The organism is Vibrio ishigakensis (genome assembly GCF_024347675.1).
Classification (GTDB): Bacteria; Pseudomonadota; Gammaproteobacteria; order Enterobacterales; family Vibrionaceae; genus Vibrio; species Vibrio ishigakensis.
Map to the genome: position 1 here is coordinate 318041 of NZ_AP024881.1, position 22913 is coordinate 340953.

The 22913-nt window shown below is 46.3% G+C and carries 23 protein-coding genes; 14 read left to right on the forward strand and 9 right to left on the reverse strand.

Annotation, left to right across the window (positions count from 1 at the left end; genetic code table 11):
• Positions 1-2070: an alkyl/aryl-sulfatase gene (locus Pcarn_RS01570; protein WP_261834658.1), complete on the reverse strand. Its 2070-nt coding sequence runs from the start codon at positions 2068-2070 to the stop codon at positions 1-3.
• Positions 2071-2286: 216 nt separating this feature from the next.
• On the opposite strand from Pcarn_RS01570, the gene Pcarn_RS01575 reads away from it, so the two are divergent.
• The 5 genes from Pcarn_RS01575 (at position 2287) to Pcarn_RS01595 (ending at position 6105) form a co-directional block, all read left to right on the forward strand.
• Positions 2287-2709: a glycine zipper domain-containing protein gene (locus Pcarn_RS01575; RefSeq protein WP_261834659.1), complete on the forward strand. Its 423-nt coding sequence runs from the start codon at positions 2287-2289 to the stop codon at positions 2707-2709.
• A gap of 261 nt (positions 2710-2970) precedes the next feature.
• The gene (locus Pcarn_RS01580) at positions 2971-3372 is read left to right on the forward strand and encodes a hypothetical protein (RefSeq protein ID WP_261834660.1); all 402 of its coding nucleotides are present in this window, start codon (positions 2971-2973) and stop codon (positions 3370-3372) included.
• Positions 3372-4520, forward strand: coding sequence for an HlyD family secretion protein (locus tag Pcarn_RS01585; protein ID WP_261834661.1), 1149 nt, complete (start codon positions 3372-3374; stop codon positions 4518-4520). The genes Pcarn_RS01580 and Pcarn_RS01585 overlap by 1 nt, the downstream gene beginning before the upstream one ends.
• Positions 4521-4574: 54 nt before the next feature.
• On the forward strand, positions 4575-5153 hold the full coding sequence (locus Pcarn_RS01590; protein ID WP_261834662.1) for an alpha-ketoglutarate-dependent dioxygenase AlkB family protein: 579 nt from the start codon (positions 4575-4577) through the stop codon (positions 5151-5153).
• Positions 5154-5184: 31 nt separating this feature from the next.
• On the forward strand, positions 5185-6105 hold the full coding sequence (locus Pcarn_RS01595; RefSeq protein WP_261834663.1) for a M14 family metallopeptidase: 921 nt from the start codon (positions 5185-5187) through the stop codon (positions 6103-6105).
• Between the two features lie 29 nt (positions 6106-6134).
• Here the strand turns inward: Pcarn_RS01595 and Pcarn_RS01600 are convergent, their stop codons facing one another.
• A complete protein-coding gene (locus tag Pcarn_RS01600) occupies positions 6135-7499 on the reverse strand; it encodes an MATE family efflux transporter (protein WP_261834664.1) in 1365 nt (454 codons plus the stop codon).
• A gap of 95 nt (positions 7500-7594) precedes the next feature.
• Here Pcarn_RS01600 and Pcarn_RS01605 point away from each other — a divergent pair, with 95 nt between their 5' ends.
• Both Pcarn_RS01605 and Pcarn_RS01610 read left to right on the forward strand, forming a co-directional pair.
• The gene (locus Pcarn_RS01605) at positions 7595-8479 is read left to right on the forward strand and encodes a LysR family transcriptional regulator (protein WP_261834665.1); all 885 of its coding nucleotides are present in this window, start codon (positions 7595-7597) and stop codon (positions 8477-8479) included.
• Between the two features lie 2 nt (positions 8480-8481).
• Positions 8482-9126 carry an HAD-IA family hydrolase gene (locus Pcarn_RS01610; RefSeq protein ID WP_261834666.1) on the forward strand — a complete coding sequence of 215 codons (645 nt, stop codon included), beginning with the start codon at positions 8482-8484 and terminating at the stop codon, positions 9124-9126.
• Here the strand turns inward: Pcarn_RS01610 and Pcarn_RS01615 are convergent.
• Positions 9119-9505 carry a DoxX family protein gene (locus Pcarn_RS01615; protein WP_261834667.1) on the reverse strand — a complete coding sequence of 129 codons (387 nt, stop codon included), beginning with the start codon at positions 9503-9505 and terminating at the stop codon, positions 9119-9121. The two genes, Pcarn_RS01610 and Pcarn_RS01615, sit on opposite strands and share 8 nt — an antisense overlap.
• Positions 9506-9884: 379 nt before the next feature.
• Here Pcarn_RS01615 and Pcarn_RS01620 point away from each other — a divergent pair, with 379 nt between their 5' ends.
• Complete coding sequence (locus Pcarn_RS01620; protein WP_261834668.1) at positions 9885-10412, forward strand: DUF3299 domain-containing protein; 528 nt, start codon at positions 9885-9887, stop codon at positions 10410-10412.
• A gap of 143 nt (positions 10413-10555) precedes the next feature.
• A complete protein-coding gene (focA, locus tag Pcarn_RS01625) occupies positions 10556-11407 on the forward strand; it encodes a formate transporter FocA (protein WP_261834669.1) in 852 nt (283 codons plus the stop codon).
• Between the two features lie 19 nt (positions 11408-11426).
• Here the strand turns inward: focA and Pcarn_RS01630 are convergent, their stop codons facing one another.
• Positions 11427-12746 carry a PTS sugar transporter subunit IIC gene (locus Pcarn_RS01630; protein WP_261834670.1) on the reverse strand — a complete coding sequence of 440 codons (1320 nt, stop codon included), beginning with the start codon at positions 12744-12746 and terminating at the stop codon, positions 11427-11429.
• Positions 12747-13095: 349 nt separating this feature from the next.
• Between Pcarn_RS01630 and Pcarn_RS01635 the strand changes: the two genes are divergently transcribed.
• From Pcarn_RS01635 to Pcarn_RS01655, 5 genes are all read left to right on the forward strand, one after another.
• Complete coding sequence (locus tag Pcarn_RS01635; protein WP_261834671.1) at positions 13096-13401, forward strand: PTS sugar transporter subunit IIB; 306 nt, start codon at positions 13096-13098, stop codon at positions 13399-13401.
• Positions 13402-13446: 45 nt separating this feature from the next.
• Positions 13447-14769, forward strand: a complete 1323-nt coding sequence (locus tag Pcarn_RS01640) for a PTS sugar transporter subunit IIC (RefSeq protein WP_261834672.1) — start codon at positions 13447-13449, stop codon at positions 14767-14769.
• A gap of 56 nt (positions 14770-14825) precedes the next feature.
• Positions 14826-16208, forward strand: a complete 1383-nt coding sequence (locus tag Pcarn_RS01645; RefSeq protein ID WP_261834673.1) for a glycoside hydrolase family 1 protein — start codon at positions 14826-14828, stop codon at positions 16206-16208.
• Between the two features lie 22 nt (positions 16209-16230).
• Positions 16231-16539 (forward strand): PTS N,N'-diacetylchitobiose transporter subunit IIA, encoded by a 309-nt coding sequence (chbA, locus tag Pcarn_RS01650; RefSeq protein ID WP_261835624.1) that lies wholly within the window; start codon positions 16231-16233, stop codon positions 16537-16539.
• 164 nt (positions 16540-16703) lie between these two features.
• Positions 16704-17663 (forward strand): LacI family DNA-binding transcriptional regulator, encoded by a 960-nt coding sequence (locus Pcarn_RS01655; protein ID WP_261834674.1) that lies wholly within the window; start codon positions 16704-16706, stop codon positions 17661-17663.
• 34 nt (positions 17664-17697) lie between these two features.
• On the opposite strand, the gene Pcarn_RS01660 is transcribed toward Pcarn_RS01655, so the two are convergent.
• From Pcarn_RS01660 to Pcarn_RS01680, 5 genes are all read right to left on the reverse strand, one after another.
• The gene (locus tag Pcarn_RS01660) at positions 17698-18405 is read right to left on the reverse strand and encodes a glutathione S-transferase family protein (RefSeq protein ID WP_261834675.1); all 708 of its coding nucleotides are present in this window, start codon (positions 18403-18405) and stop codon (positions 17698-17700) included.
• 83 nt (positions 18406-18488) lie between these two features.
• A complete protein-coding gene (sigZ, locus tag Pcarn_RS01665) occupies positions 18489-19031 on the reverse strand; it encodes an RNA polymerase sigma factor SigZ (RefSeq protein ID WP_261834676.1) in 543 nt (180 codons plus the stop codon).
• A gap of 69 nt (positions 19032-19100) precedes the next feature.
• On the reverse strand, positions 19101-19547 hold the full coding sequence (alaE, locus tag Pcarn_RS01670) for an L-alanine exporter AlaE (protein ID WP_261834677.1): 447 nt from the start codon (positions 19545-19547) through the stop codon (positions 19101-19103).
• A 370-nt stretch (positions 19548-19917) separates the two neighbouring features.
• Positions 19918-21522, reverse strand: a complete 1605-nt coding sequence (locus Pcarn_RS01675; RefSeq protein ID WP_261834678.1) for a BCCT family transporter — start codon at positions 21520-21522, stop codon at positions 19918-19920.
• Between the two features lie 240 nt (positions 21523-21762).
• Positions 21763-22839, reverse strand: a complete 1077-nt coding sequence (locus tag Pcarn_RS01680; protein ID WP_261834679.1) for a DNA cytosine methyltransferase — start codon at positions 22837-22839, stop codon at positions 21763-21765.
• Between the last annotated feature and the right edge of the window lie 74 nt (positions 22840-22913).

A 22913-nucleotide genomic window follows, 5' to 3' on the forward strand; every position in this document is an offset into this window, starting at 1 on the left:
TTATCTGTTGATTGGCGATTCACCTGTGCTTGAGTAACCTACGCTATAGTCTGAATGGTCTTGAGGCTCGATAACGTTAAAGTACATCTCGAAGTTATCTAGGTAAGCCGTCAGTTCGCCCAATTTCTCTAGCTCACCATTTGCTTGAATCTCACCTGACTTGATCAGCTGTTGCATGGTGGCTTGTTGGGTAAGAAGCTTGTCTAGGGTCTTACGTTCCATGCTCAAGCTAAAGTGCGGGTTTTGCACATCATAGCCTTCGATAGAACTCATGCGGCCGTTCTTAACTTCGATAGCAAACTTCTGTTCTTCATCTTGAATTACCAAATTCGCACGCATCTCAAACTTATCGGCAACGGCTTTTGGACCGTTTAGACGTACACCCATATAGTTAAGGAAGTCTTCGGTTGGCATGTTTTGAATCATGTCAGCAGAGGCGGTCTTGGTTGATGCACCCTTGACGATGCCACGGCGAAGCTCATCCGCACCCACCAAGAATACGTTGCGCTCACCAGAAGACTCACTCTGATAGCCGAGCTGTTCTAGACAGTCTGCTTGTAGGAATCGCGCTTGCTTGTTTTCTGGCTCAGCAAATACCACCTTGTTTACGATCTCTGCACACCAGCGATAGTCACCACGTTGGTAAGCGTCAAAGCCTGCACGCATGATATTTTCTGTACCGAAGTCTTCTACATAACGCTTTGCAGATTCAGTGGTATTGTGCGGAATAAGGTTGGCTGGGTTCATATCAAAATAGCCAAGGTACTTATTGATCACTGCTTTCGCATTACGATGGTAAGAACCGTGATAGCCACGCAGATACCATTCGTTGGCTAGGGCATCAGGTACCACAAACTCATCTTGGATATCGTTGATGTTTACACCGTGGTTTGCCAGACGCAGGGACTCATCGTGCAGGTAACCATACATATCACGCTGCTTCTCAAGGAAGTCCACCACGTTGTCATTGCCCCAGCGTGGCCAACTGTGAGAGGCGATAAGCACCTCTGATTTATGACCAAATTCATACAGGGCTTCATTGATTACATCTGCCCACTGCAGTGAGTCACGCACGAATGCGCCGCGCAGCGTGTATAGGTTATGAAGGCCACCAACGGTAGTTTCTGCTCCCCAGTAGGTCTTGTACTCTGGGATATAGGTGTTCATCTCAGATGGCGCTTCTGTCTCAGGAGCATTCTGCATTACTAGCTCTAGACCATCTACTTCAACCGAAGCGATATCTTTTTGTACCTCAATAGTTGGTACGATCAGAGACAGTTCACCAGAGGCTACACTCTTACCAATAGCCGCATCTACCTGACCTTGTGCTCCTTTTTCAAGCGAAGTACCGTATTGATATAGCACTCGACGAGCCATCGCGGTGCCGGCTAGTACGTTTTCAGAGATAGAGTGCTTGGTGAAACCGCGCGGTGCGATGATCTCTACCTCACCCGCGTCCACTTGCGCTTGAGATACGATGCCTTTGACACCACCAAAGTGGTCAGCGTGTGAGTGAGAATAAACTACGGCTTTGATTGGTAGGTCGCCACCGGGAGTGTTCTCTTTAAATAGCTTATATGCTGCCTCTGCCGTTTCTGGAATAGTCAGTGGGTCAAATACGATCCAACCGTTGTCTGAACGAACGAAGGTGATGTTAGCCAAGTCGTAGCCACGCACCTGATACACGCCATCACGCACTTTATACAGACCGTGTTTCATGTTCAGCACCGCTTGACGCTGCATACTTGGATGGATGCTATCGAAGTCTTTGCCTTTTAATAGGAACTCATAGCTACCCAGTTCCCAAGCAACCTTTTTGCCATCTTTGCTCATGATCTTTAGGTTATCCTCACGAGCGATAAAGCCCTTGTCGGCTAGGTCGAAGTCTTTTTTATCAGCAAAGTTAAGCTGGCTACGTAGAGAGTTGTTGAACTCTGTCGTGTATTCGGTCGCTTGCTTGGACTCGGCATTAAAGTTCGGTAGGGCTTCACTTGCGCTGGTTGAAGCAATTGAAGTTGTAGCGGTAAGTGCAGTAATGATTGCTAGTGACAATGGAAGACGTTTCATCATATCTCTCTTTGTGTCGTGGAATCTGATGCGCTTAATGTAAGGAGATGTGACTTGGCAATCATTAGCGTCAACTAGCGATCAGATATTTTAAATATAAATATCAGTCACGAGGCGTGGATATTTATTAAAGAAATATCAGCTATATTCTTTGCGATCTATTTTGAATCTCAGGCTGGTGGTTAAATAGGCACCGTTACCAGAGACAACGAGGTTGCTATGAAAATTCGCTCTAAATCTACTCTACTTTTACTTTTGGCTTCACTGTTCACCGTGACAGGCTGTGCCTCTAATGATGCACTGGATGCTGAGAATAAGAATGCGAGTCGCAACCGAGGTGCGGTTGGCGGTGCACTGCTTGGTGCAACAGCCGGTGCTTTGACTGGTGATGCGAGTCTGGCAGCTAAAGGCGCGGCAGCGGGTGCTGTAGCAGGCGGTGTAGCAGGCTCGATGAAAGATGTGGATGATGCGCGCCAAACAGAGCGAAGCCAAATCCAAGCTGATGGTTTGAGCCAAGATAATCGCTCTGATGCGGAGAAGCGTGTAGCTGAGCTAGAAGCAGAGATTAAGATCAAAGAGTTAGAGGCTAAGCTGGCTGAGATGGAGTCTGAAGACAAGAAATCAGAACAGAGTGAAGGCTAACCCCCTTTCTTAAATAGATAAATTCCCGTGGAAAGGTCCTTGAACTTCGGTTTGAGGGCCTTTTTTTATGGAACTGCATACTTGAGCCAGGTCAATAGCATTGCCATCTGATACCACGACTTACAGGTTATGGCGCAAAATGGGTATGTGTAATTAGGCTCGTTGAGTAAAAATTCGCCCAATTCCTTTTCTTAACTTCGAGGTTGGTGCGAGCTATGACACTGAATAACCCTAATTTCCTCTCAATATTGGGAGGCGCCTATGTGGGCTAAGCATAAAAAGAAGGTCTATATCCTAGTGGGTATCTTGGCTTTCCTCGGTCTAGCTAAGTTCTTTGGTTTAGCCTTTACCGTGCATGGCAATGATATCCCTGCAGAGTATTGGACAAACGTCTCACCTTTAAAGGCAAAGCTGTTTGATAAGCCTGTATTTATGGGCTTTTTGGCAGCCATGACCCTGCTAACCCTAAGCCTTGCAGTCTGGGGTTATTGGGTGGTGCACTCTATGCCAAAGAAACACTCTGAACATACTGGACAGGCAAAATTGGTGTTTTGGCTTTGTATGCTTGGTTTCTTTTGGGGCTGGTTGTGGATTGCTGCCATCCTTATCGTGGTAACCGATTGGAGCAAGATTGCCAATGTTATTAAAGGGAGAGCCGTATAATGAAAGAGTTACTCTATCCCTATATCTTTATCTGCTGGTTACTGATTAAGACCAAGCTAGTTAAGCCGACTAAGGTTAACTACGGCATCATGATCTTCATAGGCGTTGCGATGAATGTGGCGGTGTATTTTGCTCACAGGCACTACTCGCCAGTGGACCTGACCAACAGTGCGGTCGTCCGTGCCCAGTCAGCTATCTTGAGTCCAGCCACAGATTCAGTCGAAACCTATTTTATTGACCACAACCAGAAGGTGAAGAAGGGGCAAATTCTCTATACCTTAGTGGACAATAATGAAGAGAATCAGCTTGCTGACTTAGAAGCCCAGTTGGCGATGACCGACAATTCAGCCGAGCTAAAGGCTAAGCTGAAGACCATCGATATTAGTAATGAGCTTGAGGCCAGAAAGTCCCAGATCAAGGTTAAGATCAAGCAGACCAAGCGCGATATCGAGCGTATGAAGTCTACTAAGGATGCTTACTCCCCTCGTGATATTGAGAATGCTGAGGGCATGTTAGAAGACCAAAAACTTGAGCTATTAGTACTTCAGGCCAAGATTGACCAGATCTACTTCCAGCAGATGGAAATCAAGGCTCAGATCGCCAATATCGAGCACCAAAAAGCCTCTATTGAAGCGAAGATCGATCAGGTTAACTTTGAGAAAGATCGTCTAGTGGTACGCGCGCCGTTCGATGGTGTGGTCACCAGGCTAGATACCGCGGCAGGGTCTCGATTTGGTAACGTTCAGATCTGGAATACAGATACTAAAATTCTAGAGATGCGTGTGCCGGATCAGCTGTGGTCAAAGATTGAAAAAGGGCAGTTTGCGGAGTTCTATGTAGATGCGTATCCGGGTCATATCTTCCGTGGCCGAGTGCACTCATTGACTGGTGCAACGGGTGAAGCGCAGGGTACCCACTTTAGTGGTGAGTCTAACGTTGCACAGCAGATTTTCCGTAACTCACGTAATATCGGCCGTACGATTTTGATCGAATTTGAAGAGCCAGAGGGTATAGATATACCAGTGGGTGCGCGCGGTTCGGCGTGGGTAAGTGCTAAGAAACCATTTAGCCTGCTTGGTCCTATCGATATGCTAGGTGGCGCCACTTTAAGGCTATCGGCCATCAAGAGTTATCTTGGTGCATTTTAATTAGATTGAAGTCGGACCCAGTGTCCGACTTTTTATTTCAAGCAGGGAGCAATAATGAGAGCAGATTGGCAACAGGTAGAGCAGGGAGAGATCTTATTTAAACCGAACTTCTTCTCGCACCAAGAATCTGACCATTTGTTTAAAGCTCTAAGGGCAGAGCTTCCTTGGGAACAACGCTCGATAAAGATGTTTGGCAAATCCGTTCTTCAGCCTAGATTACAGGCCTGGTGTGGTGATGCCAGCTACACCTATTCGGGTCTCACTATGCAGCCAACCCCTTGGACTCCCGAGCTTTTATTCATTAAATCTAGAATCGAATCTGTGTGCGATGTTCACTTTAACTCTGTACTAGTTAATCTTTACCGCAACGGTGAGGACTATATGGGTTGGCACAGTGACAATGAGAAGGAGCTAGGTGTAAACCCGGTGATAGCCTCGGTGAGCCTAGGTGCGAGCAGGCGTTTCTTACTAAGGCACAAGTCCAGCGGAGAGACTCTTGAGTACCTTTTGGATCATGGTGATCTTTTTACTATGGGTGGTCAATTGCAAGAATATTGGAAGCACAGCCTGCCAAAAATGAGAAAAGTTAACATGGAGCGTATTAATCTTACCTTTAGGAGTGTGATAGGCTAGCCCGCATACTTATTACAAAGGAAGCCCCATAATGCAGCAAGCACACACTTACCCAATCGGTACACCTGGACAAAAATGGACAGAGAAAGAAGTTCTACAGTGGCGTGAGAGTCGCCAGATTCAGCGCTCTTATCAACAAGAGGTTGTCACCAAGATGGATACTATTGGTGATGAGTTTGAGCGTGTGCAATATGGTGAGCTAGCCTATCCATCGGGTCCGTACCCTTTGTATGGTTTCAAATCTAAGTCTTGGGATGCGAGCAAGCCGACGGTTCTAGTTACAGGTGGTGTGCATGGTTATGAGACCAGTGGTGTTCATGGTGCTCTGCTTTTTCTTAAAGAAACTGCGCCCCAATACCTAGAGCAGTTCAACCTTATCGTGGCGCCGTGCGTTTCGCCTTGGGGCTACGAGATCATCAACCGTTGGAACCCTGAAGCTATCGATCCAAACCGTTCTTTTGTTGAAAACAGCCCAGCACCTGAGTCTGCTCAAGTGATGAAGTTTGTAAAAGACCTTGGCATTGAGATCCTAGCGCACATCGATCTGCATGAGACTACCGACAGTGATGAGCAAGAATTCCGTCCAGCACTAGCCGCTCGTGATGGTCTAGATTTCTTTGAAGGTTCTATCCCTGATGGTTTCTACACAGTAGGCGATACTGAAAATCCTCAGCCAGAACTGCAAAAGGCAGTGATCGAGTCAGTGTCTAAAGTGACTCATATTGCGCCAGCAGACCCAGACGGTACCATCATTGGCTCTCCTGTGGTTCAGTTTGGTGTGATCAACTATCCGTTAGAGAAACTGGGTTTGTGTGCAGGCTTTACTGGCGCACAGTACACCACAACCACAGAGGTATATCCGGACAGCTCAAAGGCAACTCCTGAGGAGTGCAACAGAGCTCAGGTTGCAGCTATCACCGGTATGCTGGATTATCTGAAAACAGTTATCTAAAAAAAGTGGCTCCGAAAGGAGCCATTTTTCTATGTGGTTTGCGCTGCTGGAGTCATTTCCAGATCTGGAATGAGTAATTCCTTCAGGTCTTTCCACAGCATAGGTGCAACTACTAGGGTTAGCGCTAGGTTTGAAAGCGGCACCGCTAGCCATACTCCAGTTACTCCTAGCCACTGCGGTGCTAAGTATAGGAATGGGAATTGCACCAGCATATTACCCATAGATACGAACAGCGCCTTACCCCCTTTACCTACAGCCATGAAGTAGACAGAGGCAAGGAACAAGAACCCATCTAAAAATAGCATGCTGAGGTGCAGTCTGAGTCCTTCAACTGTTGCGCTCAGCAATGCTTCATCTTGCGCTGCGAACAGTGAGATAAAGAACTCTGGGAACAGGTTCAACAAGATCACAGTCGCCACACCAGAGATCAGAATCACTTTACTCGCCAGAGCGACTGTCTGTTTTACGCGCTCAGGTCTTTGATTGCCATAATCGTAGCTCACCGGTGGTTGCATGCCCGACGCGATACCCTCGGCAAATAGATAGTATAGGGTTGCGATATAGCCAATGATGGCGAACGCACCCACATGTATCTCACTGCCATACTTCATCAGTAGCAAGTTATGTAGCGCGATAACAAATGAGAAATAAGCGAACATCATTAGGCTTGAGCTGCCCAGTTTACAGATCTCTATGGCTGATTTGATTTCAATACTCAGCTTGGTAATACGTATCTTCGCCATTGGGGTGAAGAAGTAGATTAGTCCAAGCATAACAACGATAGATTGAGAGATAGCGGTTGCAATGGCCGCTCCCTGAAGCCCTTGCCCTAGAATACCAAGGTACAAATAGTCTAAACCGATATTGAGCACAGCACCTAAGATGGTGAGTACTGTAGCGACCTTAGGACTGTCATCATTGCGAACCAAGATAGGCATGGCTGCAGCCATGATGGCAAACGGCGCGGCATAACTGAAGATATTGATATAGTCGAAGCCGTGCTTGAGTGAATCACCACTCGCACCTTGCAGTTGCAATAGCTCGTAACCGTAGAACAAGACGATAGGTATCGAAAGAGCCGAAAACAGCAGTAATAGGCCAATAGTCGTGTTAAGCACTCGCTGGGCTTGAGGTGTGTCACCGGCGCCACGAGCCATAGAGATCAGGCTGCCTGCGCCCATACCCGCAAGGATACCAAAGCCCATTATGGTTGCTATGATAGGCCAAGCCATGTTGATGCCAGCAAGGCCCGCGTAACCTACGTAATGACCAACGAAGATCCCATCGATAATTTGGTACAGGCCATTGATGAGCATGGCAGCTACCGAAGGTATAGCAAAGCGCCAGAATACTCGGCTTACAGATTCATCTTTTTTAATCGCTTCAATGGTCATGTTTCAAAAGGTTATGAATAAATTTGACACTATTATCTATCAAAATATGATTAATAAAAGTTAGTTACTATCCGCTATTCGGATGGAAGGTGAGCGTGAACTGGACATTAGACCAACTGCAGGCATTTGTGATGGCCGCTGAGCTAGGCTCATTTTCGGCAGCAGCAAGAAAGTTAGACAAGGCGCAATCTCGGGTGAGTACGGCGGTCGCTAATTTAGAGACTGATCTTGGCTTTGAGCTTTTTGACCGTAGTAGGCGATTACCTGAATTAACGGCTCTAGGACATGAGATGCTTCTGGAGGCAAAGGCGGTTTTAGAGCAGGCAGAGCGTTTGCAATCTCGGGCGTTGACCGCTTCTCGAGAGGAAGAGATTGAGTTGGTGCTGGCCTTTGATGAAGCGGTGCAGGTATTGGCCTTTCAGCCGGTCATCATTGCCCTTGCCAAAAAGTTTCCCCATCTTAAGCTCACCATTATCAACGGCTCTAGGGATGACATCTCCCAATACGTGCTACAGAAAAAAGCCGCTATGGGTATCTTGTTTCGCACTAAAGAGATAGATGCACAGCTCGAATTTACGGCCCTAGGGCAATATCAAATGCGTTTGGTGGTATCAAACGACCATCCACTGACGCATATCAAGTCACCGAGCCTTTCAGATCTGCAAAAATATCGACAGTTTGTTATCTGTGACAAAACTGGTCGAGGTCGGGATAAACCGCTGGTGGCTGACCATTGGTATATCGATAGTTATTACGTAATCGGTGATTTAGTTGGCAATGGTTTAGGCTGGGCCCTGATACCCGAGCATATTGTTAACTCGGAGTTTTATGTGAAGGCGCTAAAGGCGCTGAGCCTTAAAAGCCTGCCTCTGAGTGAAACCACCGAAGTGGGTTTGATTCGTCGTCGCGATACTGGATTTGGTGTAGTAGGAGAGTGGCTACACACCGAGTTGCCGAAGATGTTTTTAGTTGAGGAATGATTATGAAATTTAAAGGCTTACTGTTTGACCTAGATGGAACCTTAGTGGACTCCTATGAGTCTGTGATGCGCAGCTGGAGAAAATGGGCTCAACGAAATGACCTAGATGTAAAACACACCCTAGAGTTTATTCACGGTAAGCCGGCGGTAGATTCAATTACGCAGCTATTGCCACAGGCGACTCCCGAGCTGATCGAGCAAGAATGTCTATGGCTAGAGCAGACCGAGGTGAACGATGTGGAAGGTGTGGTTGCATTGCCAGGGACGCTTGAGTTTATCCAACAGTTGCAACAGCTAGATATAAAGTGGGGCATAGTGACTTCGGGTACAGAAAAAGTTGCTCATGCCCGAGTTAAAGCCGCAGGTTTGCCAACCCCTGAGGTATTCATTACCAAAGATGATGTGGAGCAGGGCAAGCCAAATCCAAGACCTTACTTCATGGCGATGGAGCAGCTTGGATTAACCCCGAGCGATTGCATCGTATTTGAAGATGCACCTGCGGGTGTGCTAGCTGGAGTGAATGCCAAGATGTCGGTGGTGGGGATTCTTAGTCATTTTGATGCAGATGTTTTGCATCAAGCTGATCGCTGTGTAGAAAACCTTTCTCAGATCAGCCTAGAGGGCAGAGATAGCTTAGTGTTTAAGTAGGATCAGCAAAGCGCTCTTGATCCACAGTAATACAATCATCATGACGTACATAGCTAACGAAGATAGCCAGCAACAACAAAACAATATCGGGTATGACGGCATTCAGCGGAAAGTAACTCCAGTGATAGTAGGTGATCCCAAGGATGACCACTGTCATACCCAGTGCCGACATAGAGGCAAACGACTTCACCAACACACCAACTGCAAAACTCACCTCCATTATCGCTATCAGGTAGCCATACCAAGAGGAGAGCCCGAGCTCGACAAAAGGGTAATGCATTACACGCACACCTAGCAGTTTGGCGAGACCACCCATTCCAAAGAAAATAGCCAGAACCATAGAAAATACCCGAGTCATGGGCTCTATATTTCTGATCATAATTATTCTCCTTTATGGAACGGTGTTCTTTATGTTGAATACTACCCTGTTGTACATATATGAAACAATATCTATTAAGTACTAATTTGAAAAAATTCAGTTACTTGCGATATTTCCTAGGGCTAAAAGCCTATTCAATCCCGTCGTTTTAGAAGATAAAGCGAGTCTGAAATAAAATCTAACCCTTTATTTTCTTTTGCATAGAGCATTTAATCTAAATTATTTTTCAATAAAAACAGATAATTAGCTCACAATTCTTTAGGTTGGGATGAGTTTGTTTTGATTGTTCTCCATGTCCTATTCAAGATTTAATCTCATTTTCATAAAGCTGAACTATCTTGCAAAGCCAACTTTCCTTGAGCCAAATCGAATTAAGTCCATGTTGAGCAAAGCCCTGAGTGTCGTTATTTGTCTTTTATTGAGCTTGTTATTAGTGGGCTGTAATCAAACTACCCAGAGCGCGGAGGTAAGAGAGTTGCAGTGGATGGATCTTATCCCTGAGCAGGAACGAACCAAGCTTAGTGCTAGGCTAGAGCAACTAAAAGCCATGCCACTTCATGATGAGAGTGCACCGGCGGTGACTCAAGAATATGGGTTACAAGAGGTGGGTGTGGAACACGCGCTCAATAATCAAGGGGTGCGCATTGGTGGTTTTATTGTGCCCCTAGATGGTGACCGCAAGACCATCAATGAGTTTATCTTGGTGCCATTCTTTGGCGCTTGCATTCATGTGCCGCCTCCGCCAGCCAATCAGATGATCCATATAAAGCTGGAGCAAGGTGTTCCGGTGAGCTATTACTTCGATGCGGTTATGGTTGAGGGCACTCTTGAGATGAGTGAGTTTGAGACCGATGGCATGGGGGTGGGTTATCGTATTACCGGTGCGCAAGTAGTACCTGTGGGCTAACCAAACCCTATAAAATTTAGGGTTTTAATCTGTGCTTCTCGGAAAGGTAAATATAAAGTTGCAGAAACGGCTATTTGCAATCAAAAGGTGTGGGAGTAAATTCTGCGTACTCTTTGACCTCTTATTATGGAACAGATTGCAATATGGCGGACTCAAATCTAAACCCTTTCGACTCATTTATACCACCTCAAATGGCAGAGCGTGCTGCAGAGGCTGGGGCAAGTAAAGCGAAGAAAAATCAGTTTAAATCTTTCCTTTTAGCGCTTACTGCTGGTGTCCACATTGGTATCGCATTCGTGTTCTATACGGTAGTGACTACCGGTAGTGCAGATATGGCCTATGGCATGAGCAAGCTTGCTGGTGGTCTAGCATTTAGCCTAGGTTTGATCCTTGTGGTTATCACAGGTGGTGAGCTGTTCACCAGTAGCGTACTTACTCTGGTTGCGCGAGCCAGCGGCCGCATTACCTGGGGTGAGCTTTTCAAGAACTGGGCAGTTGTTTACTTTGGTAACTTCGTTGGTGCTATTACCCTAGTTGGTATTATGATGGTAACCCGTGAGTACATGAGCGATGCAGGTCAGATGGGCCTCAATGCCATGGCTATCTCTCAGCACAAACTGCACCACACCTTTTGGCAAGCACTCGCTCTTGGCGTTATGTGTAACCTGCTTGTTTGTCTTGCGGTTTGGATGACTTACAGTGCTCGTTCGCTAACCGATAAGATCCTTGTGCTTATTCTTCCTGTTGCTATGTTTGTTGCTTCTGGCTTTGAGCACAGTATCGCAAACATGTTCCAAGTGCCTATGGCTATCGCTATCAAGAACTTCGCACCGGCTGAGTTCTGGCAGATGACGGGTGCTAACATTGCCAATTACGCAGACCTAAACGTAATGGGCTTTGTGATGAACAACCTTATCCCAGTTACCCTAGGTAATATCATCGGCGGTGGTGTATTCGTTGGTATGTATTACTGGATGGTTTACCTACGCGACTAATCGCAACTCAAGATCAATTCTAATATCCGCGCATGGCGCGGATTTTTTTTGCCCGCTCTTTTTGTTGCTCAAGCAATACCTTCTCGTGTGAGCGGAAGAAGGGTAGGTACATAAAGTAGGAGTTGACCATGGCAAGGACAACCATGAGTCCATTGGCAAGGCTGCCGTTTCCGGTCCACATGGCGCCTATCGGGGCAGGTACTGACCAAGGAATAATGCCCAAGGCCCTATCTAGGATTCCAAACTGTGTCAGATACCAGGCTAGGGTGGCGTTTAGCATAGGAACTAGCACAAAAGGTATCAGGAACAAGGGGTTAAGTATGATCGGGAAACCAAATAGAATCGGTTCATTAATGTTAAACAGTGACGGTACTGCGCCCACTTTTCCCACTGACTTGAGGTGATGGGAGCGACTCTTTATTGCCATATATACCAGTGGCAGGGTAGAGCCCACACCACCAATCAATAGAAAGAAATCCCAAAATCCTTGCAGAAAGATATGAGGGAGCACCGCCGCACCTGCCTCATAGGCTTCTTGGTTTTTGAGTAGCATCGACATCCAGAACGGATTCATAATACCTGTGACTATCAATGAGCCATGGATACCGATAAACCACAGCAACTGACAGATAAGTATCGCTACAAGTAGTGCTGGCAAGCTATCAGAGGCCAGAACCAAAGGCGTAAGAAGCTGTTCAATCAACTGCGGGAAATGCAATCCAAAGCGTGCCTCAACCAGTGCATTGAATATCGAGATGCTTAGCATAACGGCGGTGATCGGTAGGATGAGCTTAAAGCTCTGCTGGGTGAGGATAGGCACCTCTTCCGGCATCTTGATTATCCAGCCTTGCTTCACAAACAGGCGAATTATCTCAACGGCAAATACCGCACCAATAAGCGCAGTAAAAAGTCCCGCACCACCAAGGTATTCAAAGCCCTCACTGCGATCGCCATAGAAGCCGGATAGCAATAGAAAAGCCATAGCACCGGTCAGCCCAGACAGTCGCTCAGGCAGTTGATACTGCTTAGCTAAGCTAGATGCGACCCCGAATGAGACGATCAGCGCAACCACCCCCAGGGAGAGTTGATACATAGGCAGAATGATTTTGCCAAGGGAGTAGCTGAGGTCTAACCAAGCACTAGCAAAGGCATTGCTGGCGTGTTTGAACGGTGGAAACAAAATGGGAACGAATAGGCAACCAACGAAGATAAATGGCATAGCTAGCTGAAAGCCATCACGAATGGCAGTCAGATGTTTGTTTCGCATCAATACCTTGGCGACAGGCTGAATATATTGCTCGACACTGCTAGCAAGGACTCGAATACGAGATTGATCCATTGTGGGCTACCTAATCATGATCTGCTTGGCAGGATACCTAACAATTGGACTCGGCGGAAACTAAGGAAACTAAAAATCACGCCCCGCGCACATTTATGCCGTCAATAGGTCCGTAAGCCCCTGATTCACCACTGCTAAAACTTATACATCTCCTGTTTCATAGATAAATATCCCCTTACCTATATCGCCTTGTTGACCCTTTTATTTCGGTTCGATCACGAATTTTGGCGGATTTTTAAGGATCTCAATGATCCTAATCACACTAGTTATGAAACCATTTGGAAACCGGTTTCCAAATGGTTTCATTTGGGCAATATTAAAAAGGTACTTAAACAGGGGATTACCAAAAATGAAAAAAATTATGCTTTGCTGCTCAGCTGGAATGTCGACTTCGCTACTGGTTAAAAAAATGGAAGCGTCTGCTGAGCAACGTGGAATCGAGGCTGAGATCAAGGCCTTTGGTGCAGCTGAATTTAATAACCAAGTGGGCAACTATGAGGTAGTGCTACTGGGCCCTCAGGTGAAATACATGCAAGCAGATCTGCAGAAGGTTGCCGACAAGCACGGCATCAAGGTTGAGCCAATCAACATGATGGATTACGGCATGCAGAAGGGCGATAAGGTGTTGGATTTCGCACTAGAACTTATCGATTAATCCGCTTTTCACGTGAACAAAAATAGATAACAAACGAGAAAAACAATGAGTGCCCTATACGACAAAATGGTCAATGTAATCGAGCAAAAGGTAACCCCGATTGCCGGTAAGATTGGCCAACAAAAATACGTCACCTCTATAAGAGATGGCTTTATCGCAGCGCTACCCTTCATGATTGTTGGCTCATTCATGTTAGTGTTTATCTTCCCTCCGTTCTCGCCAGATACCACCTGGGGTTTTGCCCAAAACTGGCTGAGTTTTTCTGAGACCTACCGTGAGCAATTGATGCTACCGTTTAATCTCAGCATGGGGATCATGACCGTATTTATTGCGGTGGGAATTGGCTCCAGTCTAGCAACGCACCACAATCTAGACCCTGTGACTACCGGCCTGCTTTCTCTAATGGCGTTCTTGCTGGTAGCAGCACCGCTGCAAGACGGCTCTATCTCGATGCAGTACTTCTCGGGTCAAGGCATCTTTACCGCAATTATTTCAGCGATTTACGCAACAGAGGTGTATGCCTTCTTGAAGCGTAATAACGTGACTATCAAGTTACCACCTGAGGTTCCAACTGGTGTGGCTCGCTCATTCGAGATCCTGATTCCTGTAATGGCAATCATCTTGACTCTGCACCCACTCAACCTATTCATCGAAGCTAAGACAGGCATGATCATTCCTGAGGCGATTATGTCTCTAGTACAGCCTTTGGTTGCGGCATCGGATACCTTGCCAGCGGTTCTACTAGCGGTGCTTGTGTGTCAGATCCTTTGGTTTGCAGGTATCCATGGTGCACTTATCGTGACAGGCATCATGAATCCATTTTGGATGGCGAACCTTTCGGTAAACCAAGCGGCTATGGCAGCGGGCGAAGCGATTCCACATATCTTTGTACAAGGCTTCTGGGATCACTATCTACTGATTGGTGGCGTAGGCTCGACTCTACCTCTAGCTTTCCTATTGATGCGTAGCCGTGCAATCCACCTTCGCACTATCGGTAAGATGGGCAGTGTGCCAGCTATCTTCAACATCAATGAGCCAATCCTATTTGGTGCACCGATCATCATGAACCCAGTGTTCTTCCTGCCATTCATCTTGATCCCTATGGTCAACGCAACCCTAGCTTGGTTTGCCCTAGACCTAGGCCTAGTAGAACGCGTGGTATCTCTAACGCCTTGGACAACACCTGGACCTATCGGGGCATCTTGGGCAGCGAACTGGGCATTCAGTCCCGTGATAATGTGCTTCATCTGTATGGCTATGTCGGCAATCATGTATCTGCCATTCCTAAAAGCCTATGAAAAACAGTTGCTCGACCAAGAAGCCGCTGAAGAAGAAAAACAAGCTACCTCAGAAGTAGCAACTGCTTAAACATTATTTCCAAACATAAGTGGGCGGCCCCGCCGCCCCAATAAGAGGTTTATTCAATGAACTTTCAATTTCCACAAGGTTTTAGCTGGGGAAGCGCAGCATCGGCAACACAAACCGAGGGTGAGGCATTTACTCACGGCAAGGGCGATAACATCTGGGACCATTGGTACAAAGACCAACCAAACCGTTTCCACAATGGAGTATCGGCTACCGAGGCTTCGACCTTCTACAACAACTACAAGGCCGATATCCAACTGATGAAAGATATTGGTCACAGCAGCTTTAGAACCTCTATCTCTTGGTCTCGCCTTATCCCTCAAGGAACCGGTGAGGTAAATCCAGAGGCGATAGCTTTCTACAACCAGGTTATTGATGAGCTAATTGCTCAAGAGATTGAGCCGTTTATCTGCCTATTCCACTTCGACATGCCAATGGCGATGCAAGAGATTGGTGGTTTTGAAAACCGTGAGGTAGTGACTGCCTACGCTGAGTTTGCTGAAACCTGTTTCAAGCTATTCGGTGACCGAGTGAAGAACTGGTTCACTTTTAACGAGCCTATCGTGCCTGTAGAGGGTGGTTACCTATATGACTTCCACTATCCAAATGTGGTGGACTTTAAGCGTGCCGCAACTGTGGCGTATCACACCATTCTTGCGCACTCTGAAGCGGTAATTCGTTATCGTAGTCTTGAGCAAGAGGGGCAGATCGGCATCATCTTGAACCTAACGCCATCTTATCCACGCTCGCAAAACCCTGCAGACCTGAAGGCCGCAAACATCTGTGATTTGATGTTTAACCGTAGCTTCCTAGACCCAGCAGTGAAAGGTGAATACCCAGTAGAGTTGGTAGAACTTCTAAAAGAGCACGGACAACTGCCTGAGACTCAAGAGTCTGATTGCCAGACTATCGCAGCCGGTAAGGTGGATGTGCTTGGCGTGAACTACTACCAGCCGCGCCGTGTTAAGGCTCGCGAGAATGCGGTACATCCAGAAGCGCCATTCATGCCAGAGCACTTCTTCGATTCCTACGAGATGCCGGGGCGCAAGATGAACCCGCATCGCGGCTGGGAAATCTACGAGAAGGGTGTGTATGACATCTTAACCAACCTGCGCGAGAACTACGGCAACCTGCCTTGCTATATCTCTGAAAACGGTATGGGCGTTGAAGGAGAGGAGAAGTTTCTTGTTGATGGTCAGATCCAAGATGACTATCGCATCGAGTTCATTCGTGGGCACCTAGAGTGGGTTCACAAGGGCATTCAAGAGGGCTCGAACTGCTTTGGTTATCACCTATGGACCTTTATCGATAATTGGTCTTGGTCAAACGCATACAAGAACCGCTACGGCTTCTACCGTCTAGACCTTGAGACGCAACAGCGCTCAGTGAAGAAGAGCGGTGAGTGGTTTGCAACTGTCTCGAAAGAGAATGGCTTTAACTAATTCTGGGGGAACAACAATGAGTATTGAACTTGAAGAGCAGGTAATGGGCATCATCATTAATGCCGGTGAGTCACGAAGTCTGTGTTATGAGGCGCTTCGTCAGGCCAAGCAAGGCCAGTTTGAAGAAGCAGAGTCGTTAATCAAGGAAGCGCAAGAGGCTGCTAACCGCGCGCACCTAGTGCAGACCCAATTGATTGAAGCCGATGAGGGCACTGGCAAGACTAAGATGACACTTATCATGGTTCACGCGCAGGACCACCTTATGACCTCAATGTTAGCCAAGGAGTTGGTGGTTGAGATGATAGAGCTTCACAAACGTGTAGCCGCCTAACAACCTCCTGATTAGCCGGATGATGATGTAGCTCCCGTCATTCAGCATTTTTTGCGGCCTGCTTGAGGCCGCTTTTTTATTTGTGACCTAGATAAGGTACAATGCTGAAATTATATTGAAACCGCTTTCCGTGACTAAGGAAAGCATGATTGCAAGGATTGTATATGGCAACCATCACAGACGTATCGTTACTAGCGAACGTATCCAAGGCGACCGTTTCTCGCGTGATGAGTGGCAGTCGTGGAGTGAAGCCAGAGAGTCGAGATGCGGTGCTGCGTGCTGCAGAGCAGCTTAATTATCGTCCTAATGCAGCGGCGCAAACCCTAGCTAACAAGCGTTCTGACTATATCGGCGTAATTCTCTCTTCTACCGATGCTGGGCAGGTCTCTACCTACTTGCCACTATTAGCTAAGGCATTGAAGAGTCGTGGTAAACATATGTTGGTGCAGTTTGCTGAAACTACACAGGAGCATCAGAGGTTGGTGGATGAGTTATCGCAGCGCCATTGTGATGCCATTATCTCCGTAGGAGGAAGCTTTGCTTCAGAATCCGACAGTCGTGTGATTGCGGTAGATTCGGTTGCTGAAGATGCAGAGAGTCGAGTCAACTATGACTATGTATTTGCTGCCGAAAGCGCGTGTCGCTTCTTGTCGAGCAAAGGACACACCAGTATTGCGGTTGTGCTTGATGATGATGGGTATGCGTCAGAGCAGGTTCTGCAAGGCTATAAACAAGCACTACAGAATATGGCTATCCCAGTGAATCGTCAGCTTATAGTCACGGCTAACGGCTCTTGTGAGCAGGCAATCATGTCACTACTTAACAGCTTTAGTCAATTTAGCGCTCTGGTAGTAATGCGCGATAGCCAGGCCGCGATTGCTATGAATCTATTTAGAAGCTTTAACCTTGCAACACCGCAAGAGGTTTCAATTATCTCTCTTGAGGACTCACAGCTTGCCAGCCAGCTCAACCCACCGTTGACCTGCATCAGCTATCCATCTCAGACTATTATCGACAACGCAATGCAAAAGCTCGATGCCTGTCTAGATGATAAGGTGGTTGAGAAAACACCACTGATAACAGGTCGCTTGGTTACGCGAGAGTCGGTTATCGACAGAAATTAGAAACATAGCCCTAGCAACTGCTAGGGCTATTTTTTTATCCGCAACAAGAGGTCGACTTTTCTGTGCAAGATTGCTGACCATGACACTCTTCACCACGAGCCAGTTTACCTAGATAGGTATCGCCTAGGTAAAAGCGACTGAATACCTCTTCAAAGTCTTCTGGTACGGTCTTGGCTGCCAAGCCCGATTCAACGAGTGTCTTTTGCCACTGTTGCACCTTTGCAAAACCGTCTAGTAAATCAAAGCCGGAGCGTTTTTTGATAACGTGGGCACGGTGCAGGATAGGAAGCCAAGCTATATCGATATTTGATAGCTGTTCACCCTTAAAGTAAGGTCCATCAGCAAGCTGCTTTTCAGCCTTAGCAAAAGACTTAGAAAGGTTTTGCAGTCGCGTTTCAAAGGTCTGCTTGTCCTTGGCGCTCATGGTGCCACACTGGGGCATGTAATGCTTTGAGGCTTGATACGACCAAGCGCGATCTAGTGCTTTCTGTTCCGGTGAGACCTGCTCGATAGGTGCGTACTTATCATCTAGGTATTCTACGATGGCATCGGATTCGAACAATACGGTCTTATCTTCAGTGACTAGTACGGGCACTTGACCGTTTGGTGAGATATCTAGGAACCACTGTGGCTTGTTAGAGAGCTCGATATATTCGATCTCAAACTCAATATTCTTAGCAATGAGAGAGCCCATTACACGCTGTACGAAAGGGCAGTTTTTAAAGCTAATTAATTTGTTCATCATGACTCCATCGAGTGTTTTTCAATTTACACCCATAAGACGAAGCCATGATGAGAAAGACGAGATTAATTTAAAACTTTTCTCTAACAGCCTGAACAATCAGAGCTTTTTTGTTCGTAGGTCATAATGTTGCCGCGACTATCGATAGAGAAATCGCAGCATTGTTTGAATAGACCAAGAAGATTCTGACGACTTTTCTGCACCTGAGATTTCAGGGTGGAGTACTTGATGCCTTGCTGCTCCGCATACTCTTTTTGCGAAACGCCTTGAAGCTCGATAGCCCTTAGTAACGCCGCTTGATTGTCAGGAAGTGCATCGATAAAGGGCATGATGCAATCTGAAAGCTCCCCAATAATGCTCTCTTCACTCTCGCCATGCCACAGGTCTTCCTCATCGATATCGTGAGTTTTACCACGCTTGCGGTAGAAATCGATAAGTGTGTTGTTCGCTACCTGAAACAGCCAAGACTTCATCTTGCTGGCATCTTTGACCGCACTGAGGTTATTGAAAGATTTAATCAGCACCTCTTGTAGTAGATCATCAACGTCATCAGGATCGGATACGTTCTTATGCAAAAAGGCCTTAAGGGCACTCTGATATTCTGACCAGACAGCTTCTATCTTCATCTTGGCTAATAACCTCAATTATATCTTTAGAGATGGTGGCACCTTAGCTATTTAGATGCAAAAAATTTACTAGGCACTCGCGGTATCTGGACTCATTTGAGTCGGAGCTTTAACCCAGCGACGAACCTTGGTCAGCCACACTCCATAAGGGGCTCCGAGCACAAACAGGGCTAGGGTTTGAGTAGTCGCCGCTGTAGCAATACTAGGTAAGTCCATGCCAATAATTAATAAGATAGCGATATACAGTGGCAACTGAAAGCTGATATAGGCAAGTACATCACCCACAGCCGATATTAGCCAGTTTGGGCCATGGAATGGAATTGCTCTAAGCACGCTATCGCGATAACGACCGTAAAGTCTGCCGGTTAGGATATTGATCGGCTGACACAGCAATCGAGACATCAGAGACTGCTGAATAGTCATCTGCACGATAACCACTTCGATGAACATACCAGTGACAATAGTGAAGCTCATAAGAGCCAGGGTATCAGCCAACCAGATGCGACTAATCTTCATTTTTATACCTATTTTCAAAAACGCACGAGGAGTAGCACCTTCACTAGCGTGAGGCGCAAAATTTAGAGGGGTGTTTTAGGCTGCAGAGCGCAGCTAGGCGTTAATCGTAGAAAACAGAAATGCAGCGACCACCGAACAGAGTCGATGTCACGGAATAATCACTATCTGGATGTGTTTGAGGAAAGCGCCAAGTGTTCACGGGCTTTATGGTTTTCTAGTCAATAATTGACGCGCATTCTAGGGTAACTATTGGGCGCAGTTCAACAAAAATGTGTTAAAAATTTCAACCTAGAAAATCAGAGTGCTTTGAGCAGAAAAAAGCCTAACCATTTGCGTGGTCAGGCTTTGTTTTTACGTTAGTTTTGTAGCGTTAAGACTCAGTCTTAGGAGTTAGAGCTCGATATTCTGATATCTCGGTTCTAAGACCTTTTATCAGGCTTACACACATGAGTAGCAATACCAATGCAAATGGTAACGCCGTGGCTACCACGCCGGACTGCAGAGCTTGTAGGGCATCCTTACCACCTACCCAAAGCATTACAGCAGCGATGGCACCACCAATACAGGTCCAGAATACCCTCTGTGGAACAGGAGCATCTATCTTGCCCCCCGCTGTGATGCTATCAATAACCAACGAACCAGAATCGGCCGAGGTTACAAAGAAAATCAGGATCAGAGCAACCGACAGTATCGACAATACCGAGCTAAACGGCATTGCATCGTATACATGGAATAGGGTGAGTGAGATATCGGTCAGCCCATTTGCACCCAGTAGGCCGATTTTGTTCGCTACTTGGTCGATGGCGATGCCACCAAATACTGACATCCACACCAGAGTTACCGCGGTTGGGATAACAATGACTGCAATAAGGAACTCTCGTACTGTGCGGCCTTTAGAGATGCGAGCGATAAACATACCCACGAATGGTGACCAAGAGATCCACCATGCCCAATAGAATACGGTCCAAGCATGCATCCAAACGCTGTCTTCACGACCGTGAGGGTTGCTAAGCTCTACAAAGTTACTTGCGTATCCTTCGATGGTGTACCACAAAGATGACAGCACGGTATCTTTGCCAACAAAGATGACAAAAACCAATAGTGCAAATGCTGCCAACATATTGATATTGCTCAGTATTTTCACGCCTCCATTGATACCGCGCATTACAGATAAAGAGGCGATAAAGGTTACTAAGGAAATAACAATCAACTGGGTTCCAATACCACCATTTAAGCCAAACACGTGGTTAAACCCGCTGGTGGCTTGCTGAGCGCCCAGGCCTAGTGATGTTGCCAGTCCAAATAGGGTCGCTAATACAGCGAGAATATCGATCACGTGCCCCATCCAACCCCAGGCTCTATCACCAAAGATAGGGTAGAAGGTAGAGCGGATTGAAAGTGGAAGTCCCTTGTTGTAGGTAAAGAATGCCAGTGAAAGAGCGACGATGGCATAGATGCTCCAGCCGTGCAGCCCCCAGTGGAATATGGTCGCGCCTAGAGCCATCGATTTGGCTTCTTCACTATAGGCAGTAACGTTTAACGGAGTTCCGTACCAATCAGTAAAGTAGGCGACGGGTTCAGCTACACCCCAGAATAGCAACCCTATACCCATTCCAGCAGCAAACAGCATAGCTATCCAAGATAAGGTGCTGTGTTCAGACTTTGCTTCTTTGCCACCAATACGAATCTTGCCCAGCGGTGAGGCTATAAGTATCAGTGCAAATAGAAGGAAGAAATTGGTTGCCCACATAAAAAAGGAATCAAACTGATTGATGATGCCGTTTTTGAGAGCGTTGAGTGAGTTAAGGGCGGTTGTTGGTCCAACCAAGAGAAGACTTACGAGGGTTACTATGATGAGAACTGCGCTAGTTCCGAATACGGGGTTATGTATGTCAAAGCCCCACTTTTGAATATTGTCCTGACCCACCTCATAGTCGGTGGTTTCTATACTGTACTTTTTATTAGTATCATCCATAAATTCTTAAAATCACGTCGCGTGCCTAGGACTTCATCACTAGAGAAATACGACAAAACCGTCCTCCGTTTAGGTTGCGCAGGAAATTCTGCGCGCAAATTTTAACATTTGGTCACCTAGTGTTCAAATTTGTATGATGAATGAGCAACGGCAGACATATGGACATAAAAAAAGCCTGACGAATTTCTTCATCAGGCTTTCTAGAATAAGGTGGCCTCTAGCAGACTTGAATTATCTTAGTTACAAAGTTGCCAGAAAGTCCTCATCATATTTAGGGTCAATGTATTCATAAGGTATACCTGCAAAGGTTTTAGCTAGAGCCACAAATATATGCTCTACACCAGCTGGTGGAACAGCCATTCCAATTTGCTTTCTTATGCTTTCTTTGCTGCCTTCGAAAAAATAGGAATCAGGGAAGGTTTGAATGCGAGCCCTTTCTCTATTAGTCAAGGCTCTTGGTTCTGACCAGTGATATCCGTGAGTGCCACCACCACCGCTTCCAGTCACAGTATATGAAGGTTTCTCTGGATGAAGCCTTCTATAAATCTGGCTCATTCTAGCTCCCTTTACATTCAACTGTAGATGTTCAGGAATACCTTCGTACCATGCATTTTCACCCGGCGGTATATGTTTTAGCCTTTCTACAACCGTAGCAGATTGACGAGTTAGCTCGTGGTGTGTTGCTGTTGGTGGAATATCACTCAGTGCTTCTTTGGCGGTCACATAGTCTTCTGGATTTGGAGTGATAGCTTTAGGTACTCTAAACTCAAGACCTAAATCATTTCTGATACCCACAATAATAAAACGATGCCTTTTTTGAGGAACGCCATACTCTTCAAACTTATATAAGTGGACGCTTAGCTTATAGCCGACTTCACCTGCATTTTGAAGCGCATTAAGTATAGTTTTGAAGGCTTTACCTTCATTTGCACTTTGTAGCCCCCCTACGTTCTCTGCTAAGAACCACTTTGGATTCTTCGCGTTTATCGCTTTCACACCATAGCTGTAAAGGGGACCAAATTTACCATCAGTCCCTTTCTTTTCCCCTACCTGAGAAAAGTCATTGCAGGGAAAACCAAAACTAAGACCGTCAAAACCTTCAAGATTGTCAAAATCAAGCTCTTGAACTGGGGCGCAATATACTTTTGATTCATCGCCATTGTGAATGTTGCGGGCATAAGTTTTACAGGTTGAGGCATCAATGTCATTTGCCCATACAGGCTGAAACTCAATGCCTTCGACTTTACATGATGCGTTTTTTGCCCCTAGAGCTAGCCCTCCTGGGCCACAAAAAATCTCTGCAAATTTAAATATCATATCTTTACTCTCTAGGTCCAACATTCAGCCGGCTATATTAACTTTTCTTTGCTGATTTCTCTAGCAAGCAGGTA